The organism is Conexibacter woesei Iso977N, assembly GCF_000424625.1.
Classification (GTDB): Bacteria; Actinomycetota; Thermoleophilia; order Solirubrobacterales; family Solirubrobacteraceae; genus Baekduia; species Baekduia woesei_A.
In genome coordinates this window covers 101442-113291 of the sequence record NZ_AUKG01000004.1, presented here as the reverse complement: position 1 = coordinate 113291, position 11850 = coordinate 101442, and the positions used below count along the sequence as shown (strand labels likewise).

The following is an 11850-nucleotide window of genomic DNA, read 5'->3' as shown; positions in this document are numbered from 1 at the left end:
CGCGCACTTTGCGTGGCTTCCTGAAGTGCCGGCGGCGTCACGACGTTCCGGGCCACGGCGCCCAACGCGGTGCTCTCCGCGACGGACGTCGGGACCGCGATGGGGGCCGGCGACGTGGTGATCGAGAGCGGTGACGGGACCGGCGCGGTCGGCTCGATCGTGACCGAGGCGAGCTTCTACGCGCCCGACATCGACATGACGTTCCGGACCAACGGAACGCTTCACCTCGACGGCCTGTACTCGGTCGCGGCGATCACCCTCGATGCGGGCGGCGCGATCACGCAGGCGCCCAACACGAGCGGCCGGGACGACCTGGCCGCCGGGGACGGCATCGACGTCAGGGCGGGCGGGCCGGTCACGCTGCAGGGCGACAACAGCGTCGGCGTCCTGAGCCTGCACACGACGTCGAGCGCGCCGGTGGCGGTCCATGTGGTCGACCCGATGGCGCTGACGTCCAGCAGCGTCGGCGGGCCGCTGACGATCCTCGCCGACGACGGGATCGACCTCGACTCCACGATCACGACGGGCGGCACCACAGTGCTGGTCGCCGACGACGACGCGCCGCCGTCTCCGCGGATCGGCACCGGCGACATCACCGCCGAGCCCGGGACGGTCATCGACGCCGGCGGCCATCCCGTGCAGCTCTACAGCGCCACCCGCGACCTCGGCGACATCGCGCCGGACCTGACGATCAACGGTGCGCGCTACCGGCCCGGCACGGCGTGGGTCACCACGGCCGGCGAGGCCTGGGCCACGCGCTGGAACGCCGCCGCGGCCCTGCCGACGGTCACGCCGTTCCAGTTCGTCTTCGAGCCCGGCGACCTCGTCGCGCCGACCGCCTCGCTCGACCTGCCGGCCGGTGTGCCGATCTACACGCTCAACCAGGTCGTCCACGTCACGGCCTCGTGCGCCGACACCGGCGGGTCCGGCCTGGCGTCGTGCGTGACGACCGGGCTGCGCCCGGGCGACTTCCTCGAGACGGGTGTCTACGGCGAGCACTTCATCACGGTGACCGCGACCGACGGGACCGGGAACAGGTCGGTCCTGACCCGCAAGATCGACGTCAGGCCGGGGCCGCGGGCCCCGCGCGTCTGCGTCCCGCCGACGACGGCGACGCTGAAGCTGGCGCGGCCCAAGCGCGTCCGGTCGGTCGTGGCGACGCTCAGCAGGGTCAGGCAGAGCGTCAGGCTGACCAGGACGCAGATCGTGATCACCGTCAACGTCAGGGGCCGGCCCGTGGGCCAGTACCCCTTGAAGGTCACGCTCCGGCGCCGCGCCGGGCTGAGGACCGTCACGCGCAGGCCGAAGGTGATCGTCTACCGGTGCACGCGGCGCTAGGCTCGCTGGTCATGGACGACGATCAGATCCGCAACCGCATCGAGGCGCTGGAGGGCGAGGAGAAGAAGCTCCGGGCCGAGGAGGGTGCTGCGGCCGAGACCGGGCACGACGACGTCATTCAGCGCGACGCCAACCGCCTGGCGCAGATCAAGGTCGAGCTCGACCAGCTCTGGGACCTGCTGCGCCGCCGTGAGGCCGCCCGCCGCGCCGGCAAGAACCCGGACGACGAGCAGCTGCGCGGCGAGGGCACCGTCGAGGGTTACCTCGGCTAGGACCGCCGGCGTGCCCGCACCCGCCTAGCGCGGGTGCATGCCGCCGTCCAAGGACACCACCTTGGACGTCATGTAGGCGTTGCGGATCATCGCGGTGGCCATGTCGGCGATCTCCTCAGGCTGCCCGAGCCGGCCGACCGGGATCGCCCTCGCGAGGTAGCCGGGGTCGCCGGGCAGCATGTCGGTGTGCTCGATCAGCGCGGGCGCCAGCGCGTTGACGGTGATCCCGGCCTCGGCGACGCGTGAGGCGAGGTGGTGGGTCAGGCCGATCAGGCCGGCCTTCGACGCCGCGTAGTGCGGGCCGACGATCCCGCCGGTGAACGCGGCGACCGAGGACATGAACAAGATCCGGCCCCAGCCCTGGGCCTTCATGTGCGGGATCACCTGCTGGGCGAGCAGGAACGGCGCGCGCAGGTTGACCGCGAGCGTCTCGTCCCACGCGCCGGCGTCGACCTCGTCGAACGACGCGCGGTGCGCGACGCCGTGGTTGGCCACCAGGATGTCGACCTCGCCGAGCGACTCCCGGACCTGCTCGAGCAGCAGCTCCGGCCCGCGCGGCACGATCAGGTCGGCGGGCACGGCGACGCCGCCGACCTCCTGCGCGATCGACTCGGCCAGCTCGGTCCGGTCGTGGTAGCCGACCGCCACCCGCGCGCCCTCGGCGCCCAGCGCGCGGCACAGCGCCGCGCCGATCCCGCCGCTGCCGCCCGTCACCAGCGCGACGCGCCCGTTCAGCGACACAGGCGCTCCAGCGTTCCGGCGAGGACGTCGACCCCGCGGTCGAGCTCCTCGGGCGCGGTGTACTCGTCGGGATGGTGCGAGACCCCGCCGCGGGAGGGCACGAAGATCATGCCGACCGGGACCTTGCGGCCGAGGATCATCGCGTCGTGGTAGGCGCCGGAGATCATGCGCCGGTAGTTGTACTGCAACTCCTCGCAGGCGGCGACGCTCGCGGCCACGACGTCGGGCGAGCAGGTCACCGGCGTGTCGATCACGATCTCCTCGACGCGCAGCGTCAGCCCGCGCGCCTCGGCGATCGCGCGAGACTCCTCGACGATCCGGGCGACGACCTCCTCGCGCGCGGCCGCGTCGGAGTCGCGGACGTCCACGTCGAGCGCCGCGACCCCCGGGACCACGTTGATCGCGCCCGGCAGCGCGCGCACGACGCCGACCGTCCCGACCGTTGTGCCCGACGACGACGCGCGCGCTGCGCGCTCGACCGCCACGACCGCCTCGGCCGCGCCGACCAGCGCGTCGCGCCGCAGGCTCATCGGCGTCGCGCCCGCGTGCGTCGCGGCACCCTCGAAGACCAGCCGGAAGTCGTGCGGCGCGGCGATCGCCTCGACGACGCCGATCGGCTCGCCGTGCGTCTCCAGGACGATCGCCTGCTCGATGTGCAGCTCGACCAGCGCGTGGACGCCGGACGGGTTGATCACCGCGTCGCGCACCTCGTCGGGGTCGAAGCCCGCCTCGCTCAGCGCGGCCGCCATCGTCACGCCGTCGCGGTCCACGAGCCGGTCCAGGTCCGCACGTGACAGGTCGCCCACCACGCAGCGCGACCCGACGCAGCCGGTCCCGAAGCGCGGCTCCTCACCCGCCCAGGCGACGACCTGCAGCGTGCGGCGCGGCGTGAAGCCGCGGGCGCGCAACGCGTGCACCGCCTCGATCGCGCCCAGCACGCCGAGCACGCCGTCGTAGGCGCCGGCGTTCAGCGTCGTGTCGATGTGCGACCCCGTCATGACGTACGAGGCGCCGCGGTCCGAGCCCGCCCACGACCCGTACAGGTTGCCCACCTCGTCGAGGCCGACATGGAGGCCCGCCTCGCGCATCCACTCCGAGACGAGCTCCACCGCGCGCCCGTAGGTCGGCGTGTAGACCTCGCGCGTGATCCCGCCCGCGGCGGGGTCGTCGTTCAGCTCCGCCAGCGCCGCGATGTTGGCGTGCAGGCGGCCGGGGCCGGTGCCGGGGCGTGAAGCGTCGCTCACGCCCCGGCAACCTACCGGCTCATCCGAGGTTCGTCAGGTACGCCAGGCCGTTCGGCGTGCCGACACCCGTGATCGTGTCCCACCCGGGGGCGGTGTGGATCGACTGGGCCTCGTCGTCGAGCGACCGCAGGACCGGGGTGGTCCCGTCCGTCGCGTCGACGCTGTTGTTGTAGTTGACCCGCACAACCGCGCTGGGCTTCTTCGGCGGGACGATGTCCCGCAGCGCGTTGCTGCCGTACAGCGCGTAGATCGCCGGGTTCGCGAACCCGTGCGAGCGGCCGTAGACCTGGTCGGAGATCGCCTCGATGCCCGCGTACAGCGGCGAGGCCAGCGACGTGCCGCCGATGCGGTACTCGCTGTACTTCGCGGTGCCGTCCGGGAACGTCTGCGTCTCGCCGACGAGCATGCCCGTCTGCGGGTCCGCGTCCATCGCGATGTCCGGCGTGGCGCGGTGGCCGTTGGCGATCGACGCCGGGACCACGCCCTGCTGGTAGTAGGGCTGGTCGAACAGCGAGCTCACGCCGCCGCCCGCGCCGTACAGCCAGTCACCGGGGGCCGGCGGCTGCCAAGCCCTGCCCTTGGGGCCGAGCGAGGAGGTGCCCGACGCCCAACCGACCTCGCCGAGGTAGTTGTTGGTCTTGCCGACCTGCAGCGCGGTGCCGCCGACGGCGGTCACGAACGGGTCTGTGGACGGGAAGTCCGCGGCGGGCGCGCCGTCGTCGGTCACCGTCGAGTCGTCGCCGTCGTCGCCGGACGAGAAGAACAGGCCGATGCCCTCGAGGTCGGCCTGGATGAACGTCTGCTCGTAGGCCCTCAGGTAGTCGGCGGGCTCGTCCTCGCCGATCGACCCCCAGGAGTTGGTCACGACCGTGGCCAGCTTCCTGTTGACGACCTTGTTGATGGCGCCGTCGAGGTCGGCGTCGTCGCACGAGCGGCCGGCGACGTAGACCACGTTGGCGCCCGGCGCCATCGCGTGCACGGCCTCGACGTCGAGCGTCTCCTCGCCGTACCAGCCCTGCTCGCCGCAGAGGTCGCCGTTGGTGGCGTCGTCGTAGCCGTAGCGGTAGCCCTTCTTCGGGAGCACCTGCTTGAACTGGCCCTTGGCGAACGGCGTCTGCCCGTGGGCCTGCGCGTACTGGTTGGCGTCGGCCTCGATCGTCGGCGCGGCGTACGCGTCGGTGATCGCCACGGTGATCCCGCGGCCGTCGAGCTGGTGCTGGATCGCCTGCGTCGTCCCGTAGGCGCCCTGGAACTGCGCGGGCGTGTAGCCGCACGGCGCGTAGGGCTGGTAGGTCCCGTAGGCCTTGGGCAGGTCGGTGGCGATCTTCTCGCCGAAGTAGACCGAGCACGGCGGGGCGTTGACGAACGCGTCCGGCGGCGGGGCGCCGGTCGTCGACTTGGCCTTCAGCGACGCGGCGGGCTTCGGCGCGGCGGCGGCGGGCGCGTCGGGCGCGGCCGTCTTGTAGGCGGAGTCGGCGGCGCGCGAGCCGGCGTTGGCGGGCTTCGTCAGCGCGCCGGACTGGTCGACGCCGGAGACGGCGAGGACCTTGCCGGCCAGGGCGGCCGGGACGCTCAGCGCGCCGGTCGGGGCGTTGAGGATCTTGCCGCGGAACGCGTACTTGTGGACGTCGACGCCGAAGGCGGTCTCGACCTGCTGCAGGGTCCCGGTCGCGGTGATCGAGTGGTTGTTGGACGGGACGCTGCCGACCTGCAGGCCGCTGTCGGTCAGGAACTGCGAGACGGCCTGGACGTCGGCGGTCGTCGGGGCGAAGCGGGAGCGGAAGTCGTCCGGCGAGAGGTACTTGCCGTAGTTGGCACTCTTGGGGTCGGACACGTCGCGGACCATCTGGATCGCGGTCGCCTCGTCGCGGAGCGGGAGGTAGACCTTGATCTCGGTGGGTTGCGAGGCGTCAGCGGCGCCCTGATCGCGTGCGGGCTGCGCCCACGCGGGGGTGCTGCCGTCGAGGGTCGCGCGGCCGGGCTGGGCCGCCTGAGCGGGTACGGCGGCGATCGCTGGAGTCAGCGCGGCCACCGCCGTGGTGGAGGCGAGCAGGGCTCGCCGGATCGATCGGTGCATCATGGCGAGCGCTCGATACCCAGGCTGCCTGAAAATGGAACCGGGTGTGGTCCGCTCAGCGGTTGCCGTTCCGGCGTTGTGGCGCAGCGCCGTTCCGGATCGGGCGATCGCACGATCGCGATCGGCCGATCTGTCCTGACGCGATCTACGATTGGTCGAGGCCCTGTCCGGGCAATGACGCGCCATGATCCGCGACATGCTCGCCGCCTCCGACGTGCGCCTGGACACGAACGCGCTGGACTTCGCGATCCTCGGCGTCTACTTCGTCGTCGTGCTCGGCATCGGGTTCGCGGCCAAGCGCTACATCAAGACGTCGCTGGACTACTTCCTGTCCGGCCGGTCGCTGCCCGCGTGGATCACGGGCCTGGCGTTCGTGTCCGCGAACCTGGGCGCGACGGAGATCCTGGGCCAGGGCGCCAACGGCGCGCAGTACGGCGTCGCGACGGTCAACTACTACTGGATCGGCGCCGTCCCGGCCATGGTCTTCCTCGGCCTGGTGATGATGCCGTTCTACTACGGCTCGCGGGTGCGGTCGGTGCCGGAGTACCTGCTGATGCGCTTCGACAAGCGCTCGCACCTCTTCAACTCCTACTCGTTCGCGTTGGCCACCGTGTTGATCGCGGGCGTGAACCTGTTCGCGCTGGCGCTGGTCCTGAAGCTGCTGCTCGGCTGGGCGATCATCACCGGGATCCTGGTCGCCGCGGTGATCGTGTTGATCTACATCACGCTCGGCGGCCTGTCCTCGGCGATCTACAACGAGGTCCTGCAGTTCTTCGTGATCCTGGCGGCGCTGATCCCGCTGACGATCGTCGGCCTGCACGACGCGGGCGGCTGGAGCGGGCTGAAGAACCACATCCGCGACTCCAAGCTGGGCGAGGCCGGGCTGCACGCGCTGCAGGGGACGGATCCGGGGCACGTCACCAACCCGATCGGGGCGACGTGGATCGGGATCGTCTTCGGCCTCGGCTTCGTGCTGTCGTTCGGCTACTGGACGACGAACTTCGCGGAGGTTCAGCGAGCGTTGAGCGCCCGCGACCTCTCGGCGGGTCAGCGGACGCCGCTGATCGGCGCCTACCCGAAGCTGCTGATCCCGGCGGTCGTGGTCCTGCCGGGCATGATCGCGGTCTGGAAGATCCAGGGGCTGGGCGGCTCGAACTCCGACTACGCCTACAACAACGCGATCCCGCTGCTGATGAACGAGTACCTGCCCAACGGCATGCTCGGGATCGCGCTGACCGGCCTGATGGCGTCGTTCATGGCGGGGGTGGCGGCCAACGTGTCGGCGTTCAACACGGTGGTGACGACCGACATCGTCGAGCCCTACATCGCCAAGAACCGCGACGACGCGTTCTACATCAGGATCGGCCGCTACGTGACGGTCGGCGGGATCGTCGTGGCGATCGGGACCGCGCTGATCGCGTCGTCGTACCAGAACCTGCAGAACTACCTGCAGGCGCTGTTCTCGATCTTCAACGCGCCGCTGTTCGCGACGTTCATCATCGGCATGTTCTGGAAGCGGATGACGCCGACGGCCGGCCTGTGGGGGCTGATCACGGGGACGATCGCCGCGCTGGTCGCCTACGTGGGGTACAAGTGGGCGGGCTGGTTCGACTTCGGGACCGACCTCAACGAGTCGTTCTGGGGCGCGGGCTCGGCGTTCGTGCTCGACGCGGTCGTGACCGTCGCGGTCACGCTGGTCACCGTGCCCAAACCGGTGAGCGAGCTGCAGGGGTTGGTCTGGGGCATGGCCAACAAGGAGGACGCGTCGCTCGCGGTGGCCCACGACCGCTGGTGGGAGTCGCCGAAGCTGCTCGGGTTCGGGGCGATCGGCCTGGGCCTCATCCTGACGATCGTGTTCTGGTAGGAGGCTGCGAGCGATGAGTGATCAGAACGACAAGCAGGCGCCCGAGGAGACCGGCTCGCGCGAGGCACAGGCCGCGAACCTGTTCGACCTGCGGCGGATCATCGCGGGGCTGTTCCTGCTCTACGGCGTCGTGCTGACGATCGTCGGGCTGGGCGACTCCCAGAAGGAGATCGCGAAGGCGGCGGGCGTCCACATCAACTTGATCGCGGGGCTCGGGATGCTCGTGATCGGCGGCCTGTTCCTGGTCTGGGCGCTGGCGCGTCCGCTGGGCAAGCAGCTGCAGGAGGAAGAGGCCAAGAAGGCGGCCGCGCAGAGGCGCGCGGAGTCCGCCGACTCCTAGTCCTTGAGGTGCGCGCCCGGGCCGGGCTCGACCGTGTGCGCGTCGTCCGGGAGGGGCGTGCCGGGTGGGAACAGCGCGAGCACGTGGCCGCCGAAGCCGCCGCCGACCATGCGGGCACCGGCGGCGCCTTGGTCCTTCAGGCGCTGGACGGTCTGCTCCACCTGCGGTGTCGAGGAGTCGTAGAGGTCGCGCAGCGACGCGTGCGAGGCGTCGAGCAGGCGGCCGACGTCCCGGATCTCGTGGCGCTCCAGCGCCTGGACGGTGGCGTCGACGCGAGCGTTCTCGTCGAGGACGTGCAGGACGCGGCGGCGCAGGGGTTCCTGTAGGTCTTGGGCCTCGCGGAGCCCGGCTTGAGAGACCGTCTCGATGTCCAGGACCCTGCAGGCCTCGGCGCACTCGGCGCGGCGCTCGTTGTAGCCGTCGGCGGCCGAGAGCGAGTGCGACTGGCCGGAGTCGACGGTGACCAGCTGCCAGCCCTGGAGGTCGAGCGCGATCGGGGTGACCTCCATCGTCTGGAAGTCGATCCGCAGCGCGGTGCCGGGCTCGCCGAGCAGGCTGGCGGTCTGATCCAGGAGGCCGGTGCGGGCGCCGACCCAGTCGTTCTCGACGCGCGAGCAGAGGCGGGCGAGGGCCGGGCGGTCGGCGGCGGGCGGGTCGGTGCCGAGCAGCGCCAGCGCGAGCGCGACCTCGAGCGCGGCGGACGAGGAGAGGCCCGAGCCCTGGGCGATCGTGCCGCGGATCTCCAGCCGGACGGGCCTGAGGTCGTGGCCGGCGGTCGTGAGCTCGGCGACCATGCCGCGGACGAACGCGCGCCAGCCCTCGCCGTCGCGCGGGGGTGCGGCGAGCGCGAAGCGGTCCTCCTCGCCGCCCGCGTCGTGGGCGATCGCGACGATGTCGGTGCCGTCGAGCGGGGTCGCGGTGACCGTCACGCCTTCGGCAATGGCGAACGGGAGCGCGAGCCCGCCGTTGTAGTCGGTGTGCTCGCCGATGAGGTTGACGCGGCCGGGGCCGAACGCCGAGACGGTCATCCGCGGAGTATCGCGTGGTCGCCGACCGGGTCGCCTTCCCGGACGGTGACGGCGCCGATGACGGTGACGTCCGCGCCGAAGGTGACGTCGCCCTCGACGGTGAGGGCGGTGGCCTCGCGCAGCGACGGCGCGCCGTGGGGGAAGCGCTGCTCCATGTCGGGCAGCGACTTGTAGAACTTGGGGTCGAGGGCGACGACGGGTGGACCGTCGCCTTCGAACGTCGGCTTGACGAGGCCGGCGTCGTCGATGGTGTAGGCGTCGGAGCGGACGACGAGCAGGTCGTCGGTCGTCTTGACGGGCGCGAAGCGGGTGCGGGGTACGAGGACGGCCTGGGCGCCGTCGATCGCGCCGAGCGCGGCGCCCATCGCGGTCTCGAGTTGGAGGACTTGGGGCGAGCGCGGGTCGCGCGGGTCGACGGTCTTGCGGTTGACGATCAGCGGGAGGTGGGGGCCGGCGGGGTCGTGTTGGAGGAGTCGGTGGAGGTGGTTGAGGTCGACCCAGAGGTTGTTGGTGTTGTAGAAGCGCCAGCGCTCGAAGTCGGTGAACGACGGGTCGCCGGGTGGGGCCTGGGCGGTCTCGCGCAGCGTGAGGCGGCCGTCGTCGCGGCGGCGGGCGACGTGGCCGCCCTTGCGGTCGGCGGCGGTGCCGCGGACGGTCTCCATGACGAAGGGGATGTCGTGCGCGGCGGCGTAGGCGGGGATGCGCGGGTCGACGGTCGCGCCCAAGTTGTCGCTGTTGGAGATGAAGGCCCAGTCGCGGCCTTCGTCCAGGAGCGCCTGCAGGGTCCCGGAGGCGGCGAGCGACACGTACACGTCGCCGTGGCCGGGCGGGCACCACTCCAGGTTGAGGTCCTTGGTCCAGGTGATGGGCGCGTGCGTCTGCGCGTCGAGCTTGGGCTCGCGCGACTGCAGGAAGTCGCGGACGCCGGGGAGCGCGGCGCGGGTCGCGTCCCGGGTCGAGAACGAGTCCATGAGGACGAGCGGGAGGCCGGCGTGCTCGACCTGGTGGGCGATGACGTCGAGGAACGTGCGGCCGGGCTTGACCTCGATCAGCGCCTTCGGGCCGGTGAGGCCCATCGAGGTGCCGAGGCCGCCGTTGAGCTTGATGACGACGACGCGGTCGAGGATCGCCTGCGGGTCGCCGGCGTCGAGGTCGTCGAGGTGCGGGACGTCGGCGTCAGCGAGGGGTTCGAGGTCGTCGCCGTGCAGCAGCCCGGCCTGCGGATCCTGCAGCTGGGCGAAGCGCCGCTCGAACGCGGCGCGGATCTCGGGCCCGGCGCCGTCCTGCTCCAGCTTGGCGAGAGCGGCGGCAAGCGCGTCGTCGTCCATCGTCCGGACGGTACTGTCCGCACATGAGCCCCCGTAACCTCGCGCTCTCGTCGTTCGGCCTCGTCGTCGTCGGGTGCATCATCTGCGCGATCGGGACGGCGGTGTGGATCGACGTCGTCGGGATCACCGTCGCCGGGATCGGCGCGGTCGGGCTGCTGGCGGCGTTCTTCCTCGCGGTCGGTCAGGCCGACGACCGCTACCGCGGCAAGAACCCGCACGGCTAGGGCGTCACCCCGGCGGGTCTGCGAGCGTTGGGAGTGTGATGCGACGTCCCACCGTCCTGCTCGCGCTGTTGTTGGTGGTCGTGCCCGCGGCGTCGGCGCGGGCCGCCGGGTTCCCGCCGCCGGTGGAGCTGGTGCACGGCGCCCCGCTGCTCGGGACCGCGAGCGCGACCGACGCGGCGGGCAACAGCGTGCTGGTCGTGACCGGCGGCGGCGGAACGAGGCTGCTGGAGCGGCCGGGGCCAGCGGCGCCGTGGGGCGCGGGCGTGCGGCTGAGGGGGAGCACGAAGGGGCCGGTCGTGGCGGCGGCGGGCGCGGGCGCGGCCGTGGTGGCGTGGCGCAACGACAGGCCGCGGCGGTATCAGTCGATCGTGGCGATGGTCCGCGATCCGGGCGTCGGGCTGTGGTCGGATCCGCTGACGGTGTCCGACGACGACGCGGACGGGGTCCGGCATCCGGCGGTCGCGGTCGACGCGCGCGGCGACGCGGTGTTGGCCTACAACTCGGGGACGCGCGCGTCGCACCTGAGCATGCAGGGCGCGGTGACGGTCGCGGTGCGCGGGCCGAGGTCGGCGTTCGGGCAGGCGGTCGTCGTCGACGACGTGCCGCACGCGGGTGCGCCGGCGGTGGCGATCGGGCCGGACGGGCGCGGGATCGTCGCGTGGGTCCGGGACCGGCGGATCTGGTCGGCCGACGTCGATGCCGTCGGCGGGACGATCGGCAGGGCCAGGGCGCTGACGCCGCGCGGGTTCTGGTCGCTCGCCCACGTGGCGGCCGGGCCGGGGGCGACGGCGACGGTGGTCGCGCGCGAGACGGTGGATGACGGGACCGTGCTGTACGCGGTCCGGCGGCCGGCCGACGGGACGTTCGCGGGGCGGAGGTTCCAGGTGCTGGAGCGGTTCACGCACGCGGAGCAGAGGTTCGTGCAGGAGCTCGCGGTCGCCGCCGACGACAGCGGTCGCACCACGGTCGTGTGGAGCCCGGAGAGCTTCGGCGGCCCGAGGTTCACGGCCGGGATCCGGTTCGCGGTGGCGGGGGAGGGGTCGCTGTCGTTCGGCCGCCCCCGCGACCTCGTGCCCGAGGACACGCCGCTCGACTGCACGACGCCGTCGGTCGCGGCGTCCGCCGGCCGGGCCGCCTTCGGCTGGACCTGCAGCGACCGCAAGACCACCACCTTCCAGACCGCCCGGGCCAACCGCTACAAGATCTACGGCCCGACGACCGTCGCCACCGGCACCGCCCTCCCGACCTCCTACTTCGCCAAGCCGCTGACCCTCGCAACCCTCGACGCGGCCGGCAACACCACCCTCATCCTGACCCGCCCCGACCCCCTCCAACCCCGCACACCAACCACCGAACATGTGCTCACCACCACCGGCCGCTAGAATCCGCGCCCC

11 protein-coding genes are annotated in these 11850 nt (G+C 72.2%); 6 read left to right on the top strand and 5 right to left on the bottom strand.

The window, feature by feature from the left end:
- Window positions 1–69 precede the first annotated feature (69 nt).
- The gene (locus H030_RS0124990) at window positions 70–1338 is read left to right on the top strand and encodes a hypothetical protein (protein WP_027008149.1); all 1269 of its coding nucleotides are present in this window, start codon (window positions 70–72) and stop codon (window positions 1336–1338) included.
- A gap of 11 nt (window positions 1339–1349) precedes the next feature.
- A complete protein-coding gene (locus H030_RS0124985) occupies window positions 1350–1610 on the top strand; it encodes a DUF2630 family protein (RefSeq protein ID WP_027008148.1) in 261 nt (86 codons plus the stop codon).
- A gap of 24 nt (window positions 1611–1634) precedes the next feature.
- Here the strand turns inward: H030_RS0124985 and H030_RS0124980 are convergent, their stop codons facing one another.
- From H030_RS0124980 to H030_RS0124970, 3 genes are read right to left on the bottom strand one after another with little or no spacing between them, the layout of a single operon-like run.
- On the bottom strand, window positions 1635–2351 hold the full coding sequence (locus H030_RS0124980; RefSeq protein ID WP_027008147.1) for an SDR family NAD(P)-dependent oxidoreductase: 717 nt from the start codon (window positions 2349–2351) through the stop codon (window positions 1635–1637).
- A complete protein-coding gene (locus H030_RS0124975; RefSeq protein WP_051223682.1) occupies window positions 2342–3595 on the bottom strand; it encodes a M20 family metallo-hydrolase in 1254 nt (417 codons plus the stop codon). The genes H030_RS0124980 and H030_RS0124975 overlap by 10 nt, the downstream gene beginning before the upstream one ends.
- 19 nt (window positions 3596–3614) lie before the next feature.
- A complete protein-coding gene (locus H030_RS0124970) occupies window positions 3615–5675 on the bottom strand; it encodes a S53 family peptidase (RefSeq protein ID WP_051223680.1) in 2061 nt (686 codons plus the stop codon).
- Between the two features lie 193 nt (window positions 5676–5868).
- Here H030_RS0124970 and H030_RS0124965 point away from each other — a divergent pair, with 193 nt between their 5' ends.
- Both H030_RS0124965 and H030_RS35010 read left to right on the top strand, forming a co-directional pair.
- Window positions 5869–7536, top strand: a complete 1668-nt coding sequence (locus H030_RS0124965; protein ID WP_027008144.1) for a sodium:solute symporter family protein — start codon at window positions 5869–5871, stop codon at window positions 7534–7536.
- Window positions 7537–7549: 13 nt separating this feature from the next.
- Window positions 7550–7876 (top strand): hypothetical protein, encoded by a 327-nt coding sequence (locus H030_RS35010; protein WP_051223678.1) that lies wholly within the window; start codon window positions 7550–7552, stop codon window positions 7874–7876.
- Here the strand turns inward: H030_RS35010 and H030_RS35005 are convergent.
- Both H030_RS35005 and H030_RS0124950 read right to left on the bottom strand, forming a co-directional pair.
- Entirely contained in the window at window positions 7873–8904 is a 1032-nt protein-coding gene (locus H030_RS35005; RefSeq protein WP_051223677.1) for a galactokinase, read from the bottom strand. The two genes, H030_RS35010 and H030_RS35005, sit on opposite strands and share 4 nt — an antisense overlap.
- A complete protein-coding gene (locus H030_RS0124950) occupies window positions 8901–10232 on the bottom strand; it encodes a UTP--glucose-1-phosphate uridylyltransferase (RefSeq protein ID WP_027008143.1) in 1332 nt (443 codons plus the stop codon). Before H030_RS0124950 ends, H030_RS35005 begins: the two co-directional genes overlap by 4 nt.
- A gap of 23 nt (window positions 10233–10255) precedes the next feature.
- Between H030_RS0124950 and H030_RS0124945 the strand changes: the two genes are divergently transcribed.
- Both H030_RS0124945 and H030_RS0124940 read left to right on the top strand, forming a co-directional pair.
- Window positions 10256–10456: a hypothetical protein gene (locus H030_RS0124945; protein ID WP_027008142.1), complete on the top strand. Its 201-nt coding sequence runs from the start codon at window positions 10256–10258 to the stop codon at window positions 10454–10456.
- A 38-nt stretch (window positions 10457–10494) separates the two neighbouring features.
- Window positions 10495–11838: a hypothetical protein gene (locus tag H030_RS0124940; protein WP_027008141.1), complete on the top strand. Its 1344-nt coding sequence runs from the start codon at window positions 10495–10497 to the stop codon at window positions 11836–11838.
- Window positions 11839–11850: the final 12 nt, after the last annotated feature.

What these genes read in the sequence shown, in the direction of transcription:
- H030_RS0124950 (WP_027008143.1), bottom strand. Translation starts at nt 10,232, where the DNA reads ATGGACGACGACGCGCTTGCCGCCGCTCTCGCCAAGCTGGAGCAGGAC.
- H030_RS0124985 (WP_027008148.1), top strand. Translation starts at nt 1,350, where the DNA reads ATGGACGACGATCAGATCCGCAACCGCATCGAGGCGCTGGAGGGCGAG.
- H030_RS35005 (WP_051223677.1), bottom strand. Translation starts at nt 8,904, where the DNA reads ATGACCGTCTCGGCGTTCGGCCCCGGCCGCGTCAACCTCATCGGCGAG.
- H030_RS35010 (WP_051223678.1), top strand. Translation starts at nt 7,550, where the DNA reads ATGAGTGATCAGAACGACAAGCAGGCGCCCGAGGAGACCGGCTCGCGC.
- H030_RS0124940 (WP_027008141.1), top strand. Translation starts at nt 10,495, where the DNA reads ATGCGACGTCCCACCGTCCTGCTCGCGCTGTTGTTGGTGGTCGTGCCC.
- H030_RS0124965 (WP_027008144.1), top strand. Translation starts at nt 5,869, where the DNA reads ATGCTCGCCGCCTCCGACGTGCGCCTGGACACGAACGCGCTGGACTTC.
- H030_RS0124970 (WP_051223680.1), bottom strand. Translation starts at nt 5,675, where the DNA reads ATGATGCACCGATCGATCCGGCGAGCCCTGCTCGCCTCCACCACGGCG.
- H030_RS0124945 (WP_027008142.1), top strand. Translation starts at nt 10,256, where the DNA reads ATGAGCCCCCGTAACCTCGCGCTCTCGTCGTTCGGCCTCGTCGTCGTC.